Source organism: Paenarthrobacter sp. NPDC056912 (genome assembly GCF_042786555.1).
Lineage (GTDB): Bacteria > Actinomycetota > Actinomycetes > Actinomycetales > Micrococcaceae > Arthrobacter.
Genome location: NZ_JBHUCD010000019.1, coordinates 46,120 through 63,858, shown reverse-complemented (window position 1 = coordinate 63,858; position 17,739 = coordinate 46,120). Strand labels below are relative to the sequence as shown.

At 64.5% G+C, this 17,739-nt stretch carries 16 protein-coding genes; 2 read left to right on the top strand and 14 right to left on the bottom strand.

What is annotated here, in order from left to right:
* Position 1: 1 nt before the first annotated feature.
* The 10 genes from ACFRJ9_RS18865 to ACFRJ9_RS18820 all read right to left on the bottom strand — a co-directional run bounded on the left by ACFRJ9_RS18865 (position 2) and on the right by ACFRJ9_RS18820 (position 9,900).
* Positions 2-685, bottom strand: coding sequence for a 3-oxoacid CoA-transferase subunit A (locus tag ACFRJ9_RS18865; RefSeq protein ID WP_026547714.1), 684 nt, complete (start codon positions 683-685; stop codon positions 2-4).
* A gap of 3 nt (positions 686-688) precedes the next feature.
* Entirely contained in the window at positions 689-1,909 is a 1,221-nt protein-coding gene (locus ACFRJ9_RS18860) for a thiolase family protein (protein ID WP_377671077.1), read from the bottom strand.
* Between the two features lie 77 nt (positions 1,910-1,986).
* Positions 1,987-2,427 (bottom strand): 4-carboxymuconolactone decarboxylase, encoded by a 441-nt coding sequence (pcaC, locus tag ACFRJ9_RS18855; RefSeq protein ID WP_377671075.1) that lies wholly within the window; start codon positions 2,425-2,427, stop codon positions 1,987-1,989.
* On the bottom strand, positions 2,424-3,227 hold the full coding sequence (locus ACFRJ9_RS18850; protein ID WP_377671073.1) for an alpha/beta fold hydrolase: 804 nt from the start codon (positions 3,225-3,227) through the stop codon (positions 2,424-2,426). The genes pcaC and ACFRJ9_RS18850 overlap by 4 nt, the downstream gene beginning before the upstream one ends.
* Positions 3,220-4,641, bottom strand: coding sequence for a lyase family protein (locus ACFRJ9_RS18845; protein WP_377671070.1), 1,422 nt, complete (start codon positions 4,639-4,641; stop codon positions 3,220-3,222). Before ACFRJ9_RS18845 ends, ACFRJ9_RS18850 begins: the two co-directional genes overlap by 8 nt.
* A complete protein-coding gene (gene pcaG, locus ACFRJ9_RS18840; RefSeq protein ID WP_377671067.1) occupies positions 4,638-5,231 on the bottom strand; it encodes a protocatechuate 3,4-dioxygenase subunit alpha in 594 nt (197 codons plus the stop codon). The genes ACFRJ9_RS18845 and pcaG overlap by 4 nt, the downstream gene beginning before the upstream one ends.
* A gap of 4 nt (positions 5,232-5,235) precedes the next feature.
* The gene (gene pcaH / locus ACFRJ9_RS18835; protein WP_377671064.1) at positions 5,236-6,105 is read right to left on the bottom strand and encodes a protocatechuate 3,4-dioxygenase subunit beta; all 870 of its coding nucleotides are present in this window, start codon (positions 6,103-6,105) and stop codon (positions 5,236-5,238) included.
* A gap of 42 nt (positions 6,106-6,147) precedes the next feature.
* Positions 6,148-8,019: a bifunctional sugar phosphate isomerase/epimerase/4-hydroxyphenylpyruvate dioxygenase family protein gene (locus ACFRJ9_RS18830; RefSeq protein WP_377671061.1), complete on the bottom strand. Its 1,872-nt coding sequence runs from the start codon at positions 8,017-8,019 to the stop codon at positions 6,148-6,150.
* Complete coding sequence (locus ACFRJ9_RS18825) at positions 8,019-8,924, bottom strand: shikimate dehydrogenase (RefSeq protein ID WP_377671059.1); 906 nt, start codon at positions 8,922-8,924, stop codon at positions 8,019-8,021. Before ACFRJ9_RS18825 ends, ACFRJ9_RS18830 begins: the two co-directional genes overlap by 1 nt.
* Positions 8,925-9,129: 205 nt before the next feature.
* Entirely contained in the window at positions 9,130-9,900 is a 771-nt protein-coding gene (locus ACFRJ9_RS18820; protein ID WP_377671056.1) for an IclR family transcriptional regulator, read from the bottom strand.
* Between the two features lie 202 nt (positions 9,901-10,102).
* Between ACFRJ9_RS18820 and ACFRJ9_RS18815 the strand changes: the two genes are divergently transcribed.
* Positions 10,103-11,425 (top strand): MFS transporter, encoded by a 1,323-nt coding sequence (locus tag ACFRJ9_RS18815; RefSeq protein ID WP_377671054.1) that lies wholly within the window; start codon positions 10,103-10,105, stop codon positions 11,423-11,425.
* Between the two features lie 98 nt (positions 11,426-11,523).
* On the opposite strand, the gene ACFRJ9_RS18810 is transcribed toward ACFRJ9_RS18815, so the two are convergent.
* Together ACFRJ9_RS18810 and ACFRJ9_RS18805 are read right to left on the bottom strand one after the other, a co-directional pair.
* Positions 11,524-12,891: an S-layer homology domain-containing protein gene (locus ACFRJ9_RS18810; protein ID WP_377671052.1), complete on the bottom strand. Its 1,368-nt coding sequence runs from the start codon at positions 12,889-12,891 to the stop codon at positions 11,524-11,526.
* Between the two features lie 117 nt (positions 12,892-13,008).
* On the bottom strand, positions 13,009-15,726 hold the full coding sequence (locus tag ACFRJ9_RS18805; RefSeq protein ID WP_377671050.1) for an FG-GAP repeat domain-containing protein: 2,718 nt from the start codon (positions 15,724-15,726) through the stop codon (positions 13,009-13,011).
* A gap of 272 nt (positions 15,727-15,998) precedes the next feature.
* Here ACFRJ9_RS18805 and ACFRJ9_RS18800 point away from each other — a divergent pair, with 272 nt between their 5' ends.
* Entirely contained in the window at positions 15,999-16,235 is a 237-nt protein-coding gene (locus tag ACFRJ9_RS18800) for a hypothetical protein (protein WP_090822585.1), read from the top strand.
* Positions 16,236-16,261: 26 nt separating this feature from the next.
* On the opposite strand, the gene ACFRJ9_RS18795 is transcribed toward ACFRJ9_RS18800, so the two are convergent.
* Entirely contained in the window at positions 16,262-16,549 is a 288-nt protein-coding gene (locus ACFRJ9_RS18795; protein ID WP_377671047.1) for a MoaD/ThiS family protein, read from the bottom strand.
* Between the two features lie 7 nt (positions 16,550-16,556).
* The gene (locus ACFRJ9_RS18790) at positions 16,557-17,723 is read right to left on the bottom strand and encodes a WD40/YVTN/BNR-like repeat-containing protein (RefSeq protein ID WP_377671045.1); all 1,167 of its coding nucleotides are present in this window, start codon (positions 17,721-17,723) and stop codon (positions 16,557-16,559) included.
* Positions 17,724-17,739: the final 16 nt, after the last annotated feature.

Here is a 17,739-nt window from a genome sequence, read left to right as displayed (position 1 = left end):
CTCAGGCCACCTGTTCTGCGCTGGAACCGCCGACGCGGACCACACTGTTGACGTAAATACCCGGAGTCACCACGTTCTCCGGATCCAGGGAACCCGTGGGAACGATCTCCGAGACCTGCACAATGGTGTGCTTTGCAGCGGCGGCCATGATGGGGCCGAAGTTCCGGGCGGTCTTGCGGTACACCAGGTTGCCCTTGCCGTCGGCCTTGAGTGCCTTGATCAGCGCCACGTCGGCGTGGATCGGCGTCTCGAACACCTGCCACTTCCCATCCAGCAATCGGGTTTCCTTGCCTTCGGCCAACGTGGTTCCATAGCCGGTGGGCGTGAAGAATCCGCCAATCCCGGCACCGGCAGCACGGATGCGCTCGGCCAGGTTGCCCTGCGGAACCAGCTCCAGCTCGATCTCGCCCGCGTGGAATTTGGCATCGAAGTGCCAGGAATCGGATTGCCGCGGGAAGGAACAGATCATTTTGCGGACCCGGCCTTCCTTGATCAGCAACGCCAGGCCCTGGTCGCCCTGGCCGGCGTTGTTGTTGACCACTGTCAGGTCCTTGGCGCCGCAATCCATGAGGGCATCGATGAGTTCGAACGGCTGCCCGGCATTGCCGAACCCGCCGATCATCACCGTGGATCCGTCCTTGATGCCGGCCACAGCCTCGCCAACAGTGTCAATGAAATTCAGCATGACTTAGACTCCTTCCGAAACACCAGCGGTTACGTTTTCCAGCACCACAGCAAGGCCTTGGCCCACGCCGATACAGATCGCCGCGACACCCCAGCGCTGCCCGGACGCCTGCAGGGAGCGTGCCAGCGTGCCCAGGATGCGGGTACCGGAGGCACCCAGCGGGTGGCCCATCGCGATCGCGCCACCGTGACGGTTCACGATTGCGGGGTCGATCCCCCACGCGTCAACACACGCCAGCGATTGCGCGGCGAACGCTTCGTTAAGTTCGACGGCGCCAACTTGGTCCCAGCCGATGCCGGCCTTCGCGAGGGCCTTGTTCGCGGCCTCCACCGGGGCGAAGCCGAAGAACTGGGGATCGTTGCCGTGGGCACCACGGCCGGCGATGCGGGCCAGCGGCTCCAGGCCAAGGATCGACGATGCAGCCTCCGAACCGATCCACGCCGCCGAAGCACCGTCAGACAACGGCGAGGCATTCCCAGCGGTGACCGTACCGCCGTCGGGCCCGGAAGCCTCGGCGCGGAACACGGTCTTCAAACCGGCAAGCTTCTCAGCGGAAGAACCGGCACGGATGCCCTCATCCCGGACCAGGTCTGTGCCCGGAACCTGTGACACCAGGTTGTCGTAGAAACCTTCGTTCCACGCCGCGTCAGCCAGGTTGTGCGAATCCGCAGCAAAAGCATCCTGGCGCTCCCGCGTGATCCCGTACTTCTCGCGCAAGCGTTCCGTGGCATCGCCCAAGGAGATGGTCCAGTCCTTGTTCATGGCCGGGTTCACCAGGCGCCAACCCAACGTAGTGGACGCCAAGGTCATGTCGCCGGCCGGGTAGGGCTTGGAGGTCTTCGGCAGCACCCAAGGGGCCCGGGACATGGACTCGGCGCCGCCCACCAGCATGAGCTCGGCGTCGCCTGCGTTGATCTGGCGGGAGGCAATGATCGCCGCGTCCAGGGACGAGCCGCACAGCCGGTTGACCGTGGTGCCCGGAATGGCGACGGGCAGGCCAGCCAGCAAGGTAGCCATACGGGCCACGTTGCGGTTTTCCTCGCCGGCACCGTTGGCGTTGCCGAACACCACCTCATCGATCCGCTCAACATCCAAGCCGGGAGCGCGCTTGACGGACTCGCGGACCACATGGGCGGCAAGGTCATCGGGACGGACAGCGGCAAGGCCGGAGCCGAACTTGCCAAAGGGCGTGCGTACGGCGTCGTACACGAAAGCCTGGTTCATGGAGTTTCACTTTCTATCAGCCCAACTGGCTGGCAGTAGAGGTTGTTATGAGGGCTCAGAACAACCACTATTGCGACCTAGTTGGGGGTGGAGGATGCGTCGATCTCGGCGAATACTTTTTGGGCCGTCTTGAAGGCCGAGTTGGCCGACGGCACACTGCAATAGATGGCGGTCTGCAGCAGGATTTCCTTGATTTCGTCCCTGCTCAGGCCGTTGTTGAGGGCTGCCCGGACGTGCATGGCGAGCTCCTCCCAGTGACCGTGCGCCACCAGCGCCGTAAGGGTGACGGCAGAACGCATTTGCCGGCTCAGTCCGGGCCGTGTCCAAATGCCACCCCAGGCGATCCTGGTGATCATGTCCTGGTAGTCCTCGGTAAAGGAATCCTTGTTGGCGTTCGCCCGGTCCACATGCGCGTTGCCGAGCACTTCGCGGCGGACCACCATGCCGGCGTCGTAGATGTCCTGCGCGGTGGCGTCGGGCTGAACTGCGCCGTTCCGTTCGGGTTGCAAAGAGGTCATCGTCCGTTCTCCTTCATGAAGGTGCGCATCAGTTCAGCCACTACGGCCGGTGCTTCCGCGGGCGCCAGGTGCGCGACGCCGTCGAGCGTTTCCACTACGGCCAAACCGCCACCCGATCGAATACCGGCGGCTGTCTCTTCAGCCAGCGACGGCGGCGCAACGGAATCCTCGACGCCGGCGATCACCTGGGTAGGGACGGTGATGCTGCCCAGTTGCTCACGGACGTCGAACTCGGCGAGGGCTTCGCAGCAGAAGGAGTAGCCGAAGCGGTCGGCGTCGCGGAGGGCGTGCAGGAGGCGGCTGCTGATCTCCGGCTGGCGGTCCATGAAGCCTGCACCGAACCATCGTCCGGCAGAACCTTGGATCATCACGGGTGTGCCGAGTTTGCGCACAGTTTCGGCGCGCTCCAGCCAACCTTCGGGGGTGCCGAGCTTGGCGCCGCTGCACTGGACGGACAGGCTGCGGAGGCGGTCGCCGTGCTTGATGCCGAGCTGCAGGCCGGTGGCCCCGCCCAGCGAGACGCCCGCGTAGTGGAAGCTCACGCCCGGCGAAACGGAATCGACAAGATCGACGACGGCGTCAGCCAGTTCCGCGATATCGAAGCCTTCGGTGGTGGTCGGCGAGATGCCGTGGCCGGGGAGGTCCCAGCCGATGACGTCGTAATCGTCGCCCAAGAGGGCCGCGGTTTCGGTCCAGAGGATGGTGGACGTGCCGAGGGACGGACCCACCACCAGGAGCGGCTTGGCTCCCAGTTCGCGCTGCGGGGACAGCAGCACGGCCTTGACGGTTGGCTTAGCCACGGGTGGCTCCCTTCGATGAGAATCCAGTGAAGTCGGGGTAGGCAGCGAGGATCCGGCGGTTGATCTCCTGAGCCTCGCCAAGGTAGCTCGCGGGGTCCAGGAGGGCTTCGAGTTCCACATCGGGCAGCTTGTCCGCAGGAACCGTTTCGCGCAGCAGCTTGGTATAGATGCGGGACTGCTCCGCGGCCGGGGCCTTGAGGGTTTCGTCGACGACGGCTTGCAGCTTCTGCTTTCCGTCCTCGCCGAGCAGAGGTGCGACGGCGGCCGCCACACCTTCGCTGAGCAGAAGCGGCCCGGAGAGTTCCAGGTTCCTGCGCATCGCTTCGGGGAAAACGCGGAGGCCTTCCGTGAGCTCCCTCAGCTGTGAAGCCGCGCCCAAAGCAAGGGCCAGCAGCTGCCTCAGGGCCGGCCATTCGCTGTGCCAGGCACCGTCCGGGCGTTCGTCATTGAAGGTGGCCGCTGCCAGATGAAGTTGCGATGCGAGGCCGGGCGCCTGCAACGCTGCACTGCGGATGAGCACGGACAGTACGGGGTTCTGCTTCTGCGGCATGGCCGAGGAAACTCCCCGTCCGGCGGCCAACGGTTCGCCGAGCTCGGCAACTTCCGGGCGGCTCAGGAACAGCAGGTCCGCGGCGATCTTGCCGAAGGAATCGATGAGGGCGGCGAGCCCGTCGCCGAGGGCCGTGACAGGCAGGCGGTTGGTGTGCCACGGGGCGTGAGCCGGGGCCAGGCCCAGCGTTGACGCCAGGGAATCGGCCAGCGTGAACGGCGTCGAGCCAGAGCCCACAGTCAGCTTGGTCCCGGACGCCAACGTCCCGCCGGCCCCGCCGAACTGGACCGGCAACTCATGCGATGCCAAGCGTGCAGCCGAAGCTGCGACACCCTGGAACCATTTCGCAGCCTTGAGTCCGAACGTGTAGGGAAGCGCATGCTGCGTCAGGCTCCTGCCCACGCACAGCGTGTCCGCATGCTGTTCCGCCAAGGTGGCGAGCGCCGTCGTCGTGCCTTTGACGTCGACCAGCAGCGCAGAAACGGTGCGGCTGGCAAGAAGCATCAGAGCGGAGTCGAGGACGTCCTGGCTGGTCAGCGAGGTGTGGACGGCTTTGCCGGCGCCGATCCCGTCGGTGTCCAACTCCTTGACGCGGCTGCGCAGGTCACCGAGCAGCGGGATCACCGGGTTGCCGCCGCCTTGGGCGCGCTCGGCCACAGAAAGAACGTTGTACAAGCCAGCATCGGCGGCTTCGGCCACCACAGCGGCGGATCCGGCGGGGACGAGCCCAGCCTCCTCGAGGACGGCAGCCCAGGAGGCTTCGACGTCGAGGATTGCCGCGATCACGGCACGGTCGCCCGTCAGCGACGCCACAGCGGGCGACGCCGAAACGGGGCTCAGGAGGCCGAAGTCGCCGTTGGTCATGCCGGGTTTTCCGTATTAATGTCCAACGAACCGTCCTGTTGGAAGTCCAGGAACACGGTCTCGTCGCCGCCCTGCAGGCGGATGTCCCAGGTGAGCCCGCCATCTGGATCGCGGCGTGCGATCAGGGTCTTGCGTCGTTCGGGATCCAGGGAGCTCAGCAAAGGATCGTTCGCCAGTGCATCCTCGTTCTCCGGCAAGTACACGCGGGTAAAGAGGCGGTTCATGAGGCCGCGGGCGAAGACGGCCACGGCGATGAAGGCCGCCGCTCCCGGCGCCGTGGGGCCGGGGTTGACCGTTGTGAAGGTGTACACGCCGGAGTTGCCCACGGAGCCGCGGCCCCAGCCGGTGAACGTGTAGCCGTCCCGGACCAGGGAGCCGGTGCGCTGGACGATGTTGCCTTCGGAATCCGGCTGCCAGATCTCGAGGATGGCGTCCGGAATGGTGTTCCCAGCGCCGTCGTACACCGTGCCCTGGAGGCGGATGCTGCCGGGGCTGCCGGGTGCCAGGAGTTCGTTGTCCTTGTTAAAGGGAAGGGCGTAACCGTAGAAGGGGCCAACGGTCTGACCCGGTGTGGGTGCCAGCTTGCTCATGCGCTTACTCCTCGTCCCCGGCGTCGCCGTATGCTTCGTTTTCCGTCCAGGTCCGCTTGGAGCCGGTCAGGATGATGTCCCACTTGTAGCCGAGGGCCCATTCGGGGCTGGTCAGCTCATGGTCGTACTGTGCCACGAGGCGGTCGCGGGCATCCTGGTCCACGATCGACTGGTAGATGGGGTCCAGCGGGAAGAGCTGGTCGCCCGGGAAGTACATCTGGGTGACGATGCGCTGCGTGAACTCCGAGCCGAACATGGAGAAGTGGATGTGCGCCGGACGCCAGGCATTGAGGTGGTTCTTCCACGGGTATGCGCCGGGCTTGATGGTGGTGAAGCTGTACGAACCGTCGTCGCCGGTGATGCAACGGCCGACGCCGGTGAAGTTGGGGTCCAGCGGCGCGGGGTGCTGGTCGCGCTTGTGGATGTAGCGGCCCGATGCGTTGGCCTGCCAGATCTCCACGAGCTGACCGGCAACCGGGCGGCCGTCGCCATCATGGACGCGGCCGGCGACGATGATCCGCTCCCCCTGGGGCTCACCGTTGTGCTGGATGGTCAGGTCCGATTCCAGCGCGTGCACGTCCTGGTGCCCGAACGCGGGCGAGTAGAGCTCGATGGTCTCCGGATCCGCGTGGTGCAGGCTCTTGGTGGGGTGGCGCAGAATGCTGCTCCGGTACGGCGAGTAGTCCAGGCGCGGCATGGTTTCGGGACCCTTGCCGTTCTTCAGGGCCTCGGCGTAGCGGTCTCCGATGGACTTGATCTCAGCACTGAGATCCGCCTGCGTTTCCACTTTCTTGGAATCGTGCGCGGCGTGTGGCTCAGCGGGCGGCACGAGCTCCTCGGATTCGAGCTGCTGGACGGTCTGGTCTTGCGGCACGGCCGGCTCCTTTCGGTTGATGGTTTCTCTGTGGTTTCGGGCCTAAACCCGGTGGAGCGAGTCGTATTGGACGGCGTGGCGAACCGGGGCGTTGGGCGCCCCATAGCCGTCGTAGTTGCCTCGACGCTCCACCATTTCGAAGAACACACTGCCCACGGTGGCGGTGTAGAAGTGGAGGAATTCGCCGTTGGCGTCCCGGTCATACAGGAGGTTGAGTTCCTTGAGGGTGGCCAGGAAACCGGGTTCAAGATCGAACCGGGCATCCAGGTCCTCGTAGTAGTTGGCGGGAATCTGGAGGAACTCGAGGCCGCGATCCCGTGCGGACCGGGCCGTGGCCACGAGGTCGCCCACGGCGAAGGCGATGTGTTCCTGGTACGTTTTGCGGGCGCTTTGCGCTTGCTGCGCCGGAGCCAGGTTGAGCACCAGCCTGACCGCGCCATCCGTGGTCTCCATGACCTGCGAGCGCACCAGGCCGCTGGGGCTGGGAACTTCGGCGAACGGCTGCGGTTCCAAGGCTAGGGCGCTGGTGTAGAAGAGGACGGCTTCGTCGAAGTGCTGCCACGGCTGGGCGAGGTTTACGTGGTCGATCACAGCGTTCTGCCCGCCGGTCACGTGCTCCAAGCCCTCACCAAACTCGTGGGTCCACGCGGCGGTGCCGTCCGGGCTTCCCTGGCACAGGAAGATTTCGGTGGAGTCCGGCGCGGAGATGCCTTGGAAGACCTCTTCGTCGGCTTGGACTTTGCGTGCAACCACGGGAGCCTTGAGTTGCTGGGCGCGAGCGGAGGCAATCACTGGAGAGTCGACGTCGAACCCCAAAGCGGCGATAGCCGGTTCCGAGTGCGAGGCCGCTTGCTCGTTGATGATCACGCGGGCCTGGCCCATGGTCCAGAGCTGGACGTCCTTGGTGCGGTGGCGGCCCTCGAATTCGAAGCCGAGCTGGCCCAGGAGCTTCTCCAGCTGCGCGGTGTCGTCCGCTTTGACCTCGGCGAAGTTGAAGCCGGCGGGTTCGTTCACCTTGGGCAGCGTGGCGAGTTCCATGGGATAACGACGGCGGGACGCGCCACCGTTGGCTGCTGCGGCGTCCGCTGAGGTGCTCGCCAGCCACTTGGCGCTCTGCTCCTCCAGCCAGATCAGGGAGCGCATGGCATCCACGGCCGTGCGCTCAACGTCCGACTGGCGGAACACGTCATTGAAGACTTCCAGCGAGACAGGGCCCGTGTACCCGGCGCGGACAACGTGGCCCATGAACTTGGCGAGCTCAAACTGCCCTTCGCCGGGGAACACGCGGTAGTGGCGGCTCCAGGACAGCACGTCCATGGAGAGCTTGGGGGCGTCAGCAACCTGGACAAAGAAGATCTTCTCGGCGTTGATGTCCTCGATCGGCGCGGTGTCCCAGTCGCGGGAAAGGATGTGGAACGAGTCCAGGCAGGTGCCGAGGTTGGGATGGTCCACCATCTCCACCAGGCGGTACGCATGCTCGTAGTCGTTGACGTACTTGCCCCAGGCCAAGGCCTCGTAGGCAACCTTGACGCCGTGGTCCCCGGCCAGTTCGGCGAGCTCGGCCAGCTGGGACGCTCGGAGTTCGTCGTCGTTGATGGTTGCCGTGGCCACGTTGGAGCAGACCAGGATGGTGTCCATGCCCAAGCGGGACATGAGCTTGAACTTGGCCTCCGCCCGGCGAAGGTTGGCCTTCAGCAAGTCCGGGGTGACGCCGTCGAAATCCCGGAACGGCTGGTAGAGATCAAGGCCCAAACCGAGGTCGGCGGCCATTTTGCGCACGTCCTCGGGACTGTGCGGGGACGTGACGAGGTCCTGCTCGAAGATCTCGATGCCGTCGAAGCCCGCGATGGCGCAGGCCTGCATCTTCTCCTTCAGCGTGCCGGACAGGCAGACCGTGGCGATTCCGGTGCGCATCAGTGGGCCGCCTTAGCGAGGACGGGCGCTTTCGCGTCTTCCGCCGCGATCAGCTCCAGGAAGTGTGCCCGCATACGGTCACGGTCGGCGTCGCGTCCGGTGAAGAGCTGGAACGCGTCGGCCGCCTGACCGACAGCCATCCTGCCGCCGTCGAGCACCTCGCAGCCTTTGGCGCGGGCCTCGCGGACCAACTGCGTTTCGATGGGGCGGTAGACGATGTCCGCCACCCAGTGGCGCGGTTCCACGAGGGTCATGTCCAGCGGCAGGCCCGGGTGGGCGGCCATGCCGATGGGGGTGCAGTGCACCAGGCCGTCGGCGAGGGGCATGATCTCGCTCAGTTCCCCGGGAGTGCGCGGCGTGACCGTGGCGGCGGGAAAGAGTCCGCCGAGTTCGGCGGCACGTTCCGCCGCACGAGCCGGATCCATGTCCACCAAGTCCAGTGTGCTGACGCCGGCTTTGAGGAGGGCATAGGCGACCGCGGAACCGGCACCGCCTGCACCCAGCTGGACCACGCGGTCCAGCTTGGCGTTCGGGAGTCCGTTGCCGAGGGCAGCGCCGAAGCCGGAGAAGTCTGTGTTGTGGCCGATAAACCGACCGTCCCGAATCAGGACTGTATTGACGGCACCCAGGCGACGGGCGTCGTCGGAGATGTCATCAAGGTGCTCAAGCACCAGCTGCTTGCACGGGTGCGTGATGTTCAGGCCGTTGAAGCCCAGGCGCTGGGCTGCGGTGAGGAGATCCCCGACGGCGGCGGCCGGCAAAGCCAGCTCCAGCAGGTCGATGGGGCGGTACAGCAAGCGAAGGCCCTGCACATCGGCTTCGCGTTCGTGCATGGGCGGCGTGAGCGAGGGCATGACGCCTTCGCCTATGAGGCCCACCAGAACGGACTCGGCTCGGTTGCTCATCCTAAAGCTCCTTTGACTTCAGCACCGCCGGGTTTTTGGCGCTTTCTGGGGCGCCGCTTCCCGGGGTGTTATTTAGGTTACTACAAGTGTTCATATTCCGCACGCATGTTCTTATCGCGAACAAACGTAGGGCGCGCACCCAACTAGCTGGCATTTGTGGTTGTTCTGAGCGCTGAAAACAACCACAAGTGCCAGTCAGTTGGGGTTAGCGCTGGGGCAGGCGGGCCGCGAGTTCGGCCGCGGCTTCCTGCAGGGTGGGGACGTGGGCAATGAGCTCCTCCATGGTCAGGCGGAACACCGGCACGGCCACGGCAAGGGAGGCGAAAGCGTGCCCCTGGGAATTCAGGACCGGCACGGCCACTGCACGCATGCCAACCTCGTTTTCTTCATCCATCACCGCGTATCCCTGGCGACGGACCTGCTCGATCTCGGCACGGAATGCGTCGCGATCGGTAATGGAGTGCTCCGTGAGCGCATCCAGCGGGAGTTCCTCAAGCAGGCGCTTGCGCTCGATCTCCTCCTCGAAGGCCACGATGGCCTTGCCCACGGAAGTGGTGTGAAGCGCCCCCAGATGGCCGGGGTCGCTGGTGACGCGGAAGGTCTTGGGGCCATCCACCTTGTTTACCGTCAGATGATGATTGCCGTCCCGCACCGACAAGATGGTGGCCTCATGCGTACGTTCAGTCACGCGCTGAAGGACAGGCAGGGCTGTTGCCGCAAAGCCGTGGTGATTCGAAACCCGCTGGCCGAGCTGGAACACCCGCAAGCCCAGGTGGTAGCGCCGGCCATCCGGCTCGTAGTCGACAAAGCCATCGCGCGTCAGCGAGCCAAGGAGTCGATACGTTGTACTGAACGGCAAGCTTGCGCTTCGCGCCAAGTCGGCGGCGCTGGCACCCCTCGGTTCATTGCCCAGCAGTACCAAAAGGCTCAAGGCCTTTCCGACCATGTCGGTTTTTGTGTCGTCTTTCACACTCATAACTCGATGCTCTCACATAGTGAGAGCTATTTCTAGATGGTGGTGACTTCTCTTGACAAGTGACCCCACTCACAGCCACTATTGCTGTATTGCACAAGTAGCTCTCACCATGTGGTTACTTATGGGATGGTCCAGCGGCAAACTCGTTCTGGTCTTCCCTTGAAAGCTTTATCCGCGACATCGTTGTCAAAGAAGGAAAACCATGAGCCAAACAATGCCGTCAGCGACGCCAGGCACTGAAACAACCACCGGAACCCCCAAGAAAGCCGCGCTTGCCAGCTTCCTGGGCAGCGCCGTCGAGTACTACGACTTCTTCATCTTCGGATCGGCAGCGGCCCTGATTTTCCCGCATGTGTTCTTCCCGGACGCAGACGCCAACGCAGCCATCATGTCCTTCGCTACCTTCGGCTTCGCCTACATTGCCCGCCCAGTGGGCGCTGTCATCCTGGGCCACTTCGGTGACCGGATCGGCCGGCAAAAGGTCCTCATGTTCACCCTGGTCCTGATGGGTGCCGCCACCTTCGTGATCGGCTGCCTCCCCGACTTCAAGACCATCGGCTGGTGGGCGCCCGTCCTGCTGGTTCTTGCCCGCCTTTGCCAAGGCCTCTCTGCCGCAGGCGAGCAGGCCGGCGCCTCGTCCATGACGTTGGAACACGCCCCGGATAACCGCCGCTCGTTCTTCACCTCGTGGACCCTGACCGGCACCCAGGGCGGCCAGATCCTGGCAGCCCTCGTCTTCATTCCCGTCGTCGCACTGCCGGACGAAATCAAGTACGGCATCGGCTGGCGCATCCCGTTCTGGCTCAGCGCCGTGGTTGTCATGGTGGCCTTCTTCATTCGCCGCACCCTGCACGAGCCGCCCGCATTCGCCGAAGCCAAGAAGAACAACCAGATCTCCAAGCTTCCCGTTGCCGACCTCCTGCGCCTGCACTGGCGCGACGTTCTCCGCGTGGTCTGCTGCGCATTCATCGCCGCAGTGAGCACGGTCTTCGGAACCCTTGCCATCAAGTACGCCCAGGATGTTGCCCACGTCAACAGCACCATTACCCTCTGGCTGGTTGTTGCGGCCAACGTGGTGGCCCTCGGAACGCAGCCCCTGTTCGGCATGCTCGCGGACAAGATAGGCCGCAAGCCCGTCTTCATCTACGGAGCCATTGCCAGCGCCATCATGACGCCGGTCTTCCTGCTGACCCTTGAATCCGGCAACGTCCCCCTGATGTTCCTGGTCTCCGTGGTGTTCTTCTCCTTCGGATACGCTGCCGCCAACGCCGTGTGGCCGTCCTTCTACGGTGAAATGTTCAGCACCAAGGTCCGCTTCTCCGGGCTGGCCATCGGTACTCAGCTCGGCTTCCTCATGGCAGGCTTTGCCCCGGCCATCGTGACCGCACTGGGTGGTACCAAGCCCGGTGGATGGGTCCAGATCTCCATCTTCACCGCCGTCATCTGCGCAATCGCTGCCGTCTCGGCCATGACGGCCCGCGAGTCGGCCAAAGTCCCGACGGCGGAACTCGGCCTGCACAAGTAGCCCACCAATCCTGCCCGGTTACCCGGGTCCGAGCAGCGAAAAGCCCGGCATGTCCCCCGACATGCCGGGCTTTTCGTTATATGGGAAGGAGCTGAAGGCTAGCTGTCCTGCGCGTTGAACCTGTACATGAAGGCAGCCATGGCATCCCGGTTGATGGGCGTCACGGGCCGGAAGGTGTGATCATCCCAGCCGGTACTGATTTCAGTGGAGGCCAACCAGGAAATTTCCTTGTAGAACTGTCCATTGGCCGGTACGTCCACGAAGGCGGACTTGGCAGGGGCAACGTAGTCCGAGACCTTGGAGAAGCGGTACAGGAAAGCGGCCATCGCGTCCCGGTTAACTGGTTCAAGTGGCCGGAATGTCCGGTCCGGCCAGCCACTGGAGATTTTGGTGGAAGCCAGCCAGGCGATTTCCTTGTAGAACTGGCTGCTGGCGGCAACATCCAGGAACGGCGAGGTGGCCGGCGGAGTGAAGGCGGGTTGCCCGGCCAGCCGATACAGGAAAGCCGCCATGGCGTCCCGGTTCACGGGAAGGAAGGGCCGGTACGTGGAATCGGGCCAGCCGGTGGAGATCCCGGTTGAGGCCATCCAGCTGATTTGGTGGTCGAACTGCTGCCCTTCAAAGACGTCCGCGAACCGCTTGGGCGACCAGTACGTCAACGTTCCGACCCCGGTCTGCGCTCCGCTGGTCACGGCGATTTCCTTGGCCTCGGATTGATCGGCCACGTTGCCGGAATAACTGGGGCCGGCCAGCCTCACGTTCGTCGTGTTGCCCCGGAGACGGTAGGAACCCGTGGCCAATCCGGAAATAACAAAGTTGCCCTGCGTATCCGTGATGGCTTTCCTGCTGCTGAGGGAGCCATCACGCGTGTAGGCCTCAACAACGGCGAGCGGCAGCCCGTGCCCTTCAGAGTCACGAAGGACTCCCGTGATGGTTCCGCCATCTTCACCGCTGAAGTCGAAGCGGGTCTTTTCTTCATGGGCGGCCAGCGTGATGGTCTGGGCTGCGGCGAAGCCCTTGTCCTCGGCTACGCCGCTGTAGTACTGCCCCTCATAGGCGTAGCGCGCTTCGTAGGCCCCCAGGTCGGCCGACATATCCAAGGCAAGCTTGTACTGGCCGGGCTGAAGTCCGCTGACGGTGTAGGAGCCGCCGCTCACCTTGACCTCCTGCAATACCTTTCCAGCGAGATCAAGCACGGACACGCGATGCAATCCGTTGTTCGTGGACGGCCATGCCGTGTTCACCCAGCCGCTGATGCTGGCCCCGGCGTCACCGGTCAGGTTGGCGTCATGGACATCCTGCTCCCCGGCAATGGAAATGGTTGATGCCTCGGCGAACGATGCTCCGCCTCCGTACCAGGAGGTCAGGACACCTCCGGTAGCTCGGATCCGTAAGTCGCCTTCCGGGAGACCGCGCCAAAGCGCCCACGCCGAATCTGCAAAGAGACCACGTTGAATTTCCCCCATCACGAATGAACCGGCCGCCAGCGCAGAGCGATGGAACGGCGAACTTCGGCCAATGCTAATGCCTTGGCACGACAGAAACGGAATCAGGGTCTCACCTCTGATGGGTCCTGCCGAAAGCTACCGCGGGTCCAGAACCACCGACTGGAAACTCCCCCGGCCGGTCCCCGTGTAGAGGAACAACGCCCCGTCTCCGGCAACGCCCACCACGGACGGATTCCCTGTGCCTGTGAAGCCATTGCCGAGGGCGGCGAACGTGCTGAAAATGTTCCATCCCGTGCCCAAGGTAACCCGGGCCAGGAAACCGCCGCTGCCGTTGCCGGGGTAGAGCCACAACGAACCGTCGGTACCGCGGGCCACGATGTCCTCGCGGCCATCGCCGTTGAAGTCGCCGCCCTGCATCACAGCATCGAAAATGTTCCACCCGGTCCCGATCTGCCGCCACGGCTGGAATCCGCCGGTCCCGTTGCCGGGGTACAGCCACAAGGTCCCGTCGCTTGCCCGCGCCACAAGATCAGCCTTGCCGTCCCCGGAGAAGTCGCCCGGAGCCAGCAACTGCGTGAACCCCTGCCAGCCGGTCCCGATCTGCTGCCGCGCCAGGAACTGGCCCGTCCCGTCCGTCGGGTACAGCCACAGCACCCCATCGGAAGTCCGCGCTACAAGGTCGGGGTGGCCATCGCCGTCGAAATCTCCGGCGCTGACGACTGTCGTGAAAGCGTTCCAGCCCGATCCCACCTGCACCCGCAGCGAGAAGCCGCCCGAACCGTTGCCCGGGTAAAGCCACAGCGTGCCGTCGGTGCCCCGGGCCAGGATGTCGGCCACGGCATCGCCGTCGAAATCACCGGCCTCCCACACCTGGCTGAACTGGCCCCATCCGGCGCCAATGGCCAGGCGATTGGCGAAACCGGTGCCGCTGCCAGGGTAGAGGCGCATGGTTCCCGCAGAAGTCGCGGTCAGGACATCCGCACGCTGGTCGCCGGTGAAGTCCTGGCCTCCCACCAGGTCGCCAACGCTGTTCCAACCACTGCCGACGGCGGTACGCGGCAAGAAGCCTCCCTTGCCATTGCCGGGGTAAAGGTAGAGGGTGCCGTCGCTGGCCCGGGCAAGGAGCCCGGCGGAACCGCCGCCGAAGGAACCGGCCGTGGTGAGGCTCGTGAAGCCATTCCAACCGTTGCCGATCTGCGACCATCCGCGGAAACCGCCTTGGCCGTCGCCGGCGTAGAGCCATAGGGTGCCGTCAGGCTTGGCGGCGATCACGTCGGGCCGGCCGTCTCCGTCGAAATCCCCTGCGCCGACCAAGCTAGAGAAACCTTGCCAGCCGGAGCCGATCTGCCTCTTGGCCAGGAAACCGCCCTTGCCGTCACCCGGGTACAACCACAAGTCACCGTCGCTGGTGCGCGCCAGAATGTCACCCACGCCGTCGCCGTTGAAGTCGGGAGAGCCCACGACGGCGTCGAAAATGTTCCAGCCGGAACCCACCTGGCGGGGGTTGTCCAGCCTGTTGCCGGGCAGTCCGGCGTAGAGCATCAGGGAGCCGTCAGCCTCGCGGGAGAGGACGTCGGCGAGCTTGTCGCCGTCGAAGTCGCCCACCGAGAAGCGCACCTTCGCGGTGAGTTTCGGGTCCGCGAAAATGGTGACCGACGCCGAGGTCTTGCTCACCGTGTTGATGGTGACTTGAGTGCCGGTGTAGGTGGTGAAGGTGCTTCCGGCCTGCCATGCGTGGTTCGTCGCGTAGTAGTCGTCCTGGAACGGGATGGTGGAGGGCATCAGAATCAGGGACGAGGCGATGGTGGCACCGCCGCGCTGGACAATCTTGACTCCCATGTTTCCGGGCTTGCCGGCGGTGCCGAGGTAGTCGTCGTAACCGGCCGGTTCCCTTAACTCCAGGTAGTAGACCTCTTTGCTGATGGGGTCCGTGAACTTGATGGCACGCTGGGCTTCGGTGCCGCCCCAGGGTTTGAGCGTGTACGTCTTGGCGCCGGTGGCCACTCCGACGTCGCGGATTTCATCGCCCCGGCCCAATCCGGCGTAGTCCCAGAACGTGGAGCTCAGGACCGGCGAAGCGTACTGCGCAGCGCCCATGATGTCCGTGGTGTCGCCGTACTCGCGGATGTAGCAGGAGGGATCCGTGAACCGGCCGCTGCCGTCCACGCCGACGTCGGACGCGCCGCTGCCGCACTGCAACGCATCCGCGTGCATCATGCCTATGACGTGACCGAACTCGTGGCTCAGCACGTTGTTGGTGAATTTGCTGATCTGCGGCAGGAGCACCCGGCCGCTGTAGGTTCCGCTGCTGTAGCCGGCGCCGAGCGCGTTTCCGGACAACGTGGACGTCGGAATGAAGATGACCAGGGCCGTGTAGGGGCTGGGGCTCCACTTCAGTTCACTGGTGATGGTGGAAATGATGGTGCTGTAGCTCTGCGTGGACCTGGCTGCCGACTGGTGCCCGGCAACCTTGCTGTTGACGCTCATGGTCAACTTGTCGGCCGTCATCGCCTTCCAGTAGTTACTGGTGGCTGCCACGGCCTTCTCGGCGTCGGCCATCGAGACCGTGTTCGAGTTGTCCGCCAACTTCGCTGTCACCAGCCGGACGCGGATGTTTCCGCTAGGCCCGGTGGCGGCCACCCCGTTGTCAGGAAAGGTGCCGAAGGGAGTGGCGAGCCCGGACGGGGTCTCGAACGTATGCTCCGAGTGCGGCGTGCCCTCCACGAACTGGACGTTGGGATTGTCCGGCCCTGGCAACGGTACGGCCGTTGCCGGGCTCTCCACGAAGAACAGGCCGGCAGCAAACACCACCAAGCCTGTGGACAGTGCAATCGATCGCCGCAAAACACCCATGAAATCTCCCCGGGGATGGAGCCTGCGGTTCCCGTGAGTCTCAGGAACCGAGATCAGGCTACAGCCGCGGCGGCGGGGGCCAGCGGAAGCGCGTGCCAACCGCTGGCGCGTCTCCCAACCGCTGGTGGTCCCGTCGTCGGGCCCGTCCCGGAAACGCAACCATCCCGGAATGCTAACCGGACCCTAACCGCGCCGAAATACCGCGGCAACAATGCCGCGCCACACTGGAATAGCCGGCAAGTGCAGGCACCAGCTCCAGCCAGGAGGACACCATGCTGAAGGAAGTCACAACTCACACAACACGAATACGCGCGATCAGCCAGCTCCACCGCGGAGACGAGATCGAAGCCCGACTGTCCGTGGGACCCGCCTACGATGACGTGGTCATCCGCCGCGGACGTGTCCAGGAAACGGCACCGGGAATCGGCGTCGTCTGGATCATGGATCACGTCTCCGGGATGAGGAAAGCCATCAACACCGACGAATGCAGCGTTTGGCGCGTCGCCTGAACCCCGGCTTGACCCCTTACGCCCGCTCAGCCGCCGGCCACGGACTGGACAATCAAGACCTCCTGGCCGGCCGCAACCTCCGTTTCAAGACCTTTCAAACGCCGGACCTCATCACCGTTCACGTAAATATTCACGTAGCGGCGGAGGGCACCGGTTTCATCACGCAAGCGCCTGGCCAGCACCGGATAATCTCCGGTCACCGAATCCAGCAGCTCACCCACGGTCACAGCCCCGTCGGCGGACGCAGTCAGATAGGACTGTCCGCCGACGAGAGGCTGCAGGACACCGGGCAGCAAGACCGTAAAGTCAGCCACAACGGACCTAACCAGGTACCGGAGCGCTGGTCTTTTGTGCCAGCTCTCCGTCGTCGCTGTGGCTACCAACCACGACGGCGGCCCTTACGCACAGCACGTCCGGCAAGTGCGAGGCCACTTCAGTAAAGGCCTCGCCCTCATTGTCGCTCGCGTACACGGACCCGCCACGGGTGCCGAAGTACACCCCCACGGGCTCGGCAGTATCCACCGACGCAGCATCACGCAGCACAGCGTTGTACTCGCGGTCAGGGAGGCCCGTGTGCAGTTCCGTCCAGGAGTTGCCGGCGTCATCGGTACGGTGCACGCTGAGCTTGCTGTCCGGGGGGATGCGTTCGCCATCGGCCTTCAACGGAATCACCCACGCCGTTCCTTCGCGGCGCGGGTGCGTCAGCATCACGAACCCGAAGTCAGCAGGCAGCCCCTCGGCGATGGAGTCCCAGTTCTCACCGCCATCGTCGGTGCGGTACACGCCGTGATGGTTCTGCGCATACAAACGACCCTCGACGGCGGCATCCGCCGCGATCTTGTGAACGCACTGGCCGAACTCGGGATTGGGATCCGGCATGAAGTAGGCCGAGATTCCCTTGTTCCGGGGCTCCCAGGACGTCCCGCCGTCGAGAGACCTGTAGACGCCGCCCGTGCTCATGGCGATGTGGACCTTCTCGCCGCTGGGATCCACCACGATCGAGTGCGCCGCCGCGCCGCCGTAACCGGCGCCCCAATCGTTGCGGTGGGGGTGGTCCCACAGTCCGCGGTTCAACTCGAAGTGCTCGCCGCCGTCGGTGGATTTCCACACTGAAATCGGCTCGCAACCAGCCCAAACGACGCCGGGGCGGGAGTCGGCGTCGGGGTAGATCTGCCAGATGCGCTCCAGCGCGGCGTCGGTGCCGTCGGGGAACTTGATGGCGCCCTGCTCGGGCTCGGTCCACGTGACGCCAAGGTCATCGGAGTGGGCCACGGTAGGTCCCCAGTGCTCGGAGCGCACCCCCACCATGATCCTGGTTTTGCCGTCCCGCGTGTCTATCCCGATGCTTGGTATCTCGCTCATCAGGAAGTACGGGCCGGAGAGGGACCAGTCCGTGCGGTCCGGGCTGGTTGCCAGCCACAGGCCTTTCTTGGTCCCGATCGCTAAGACATAACTCTCTGCGGTATCTGCGGTTGCCATGGTCCCCATGCAACCATCCGGGCGA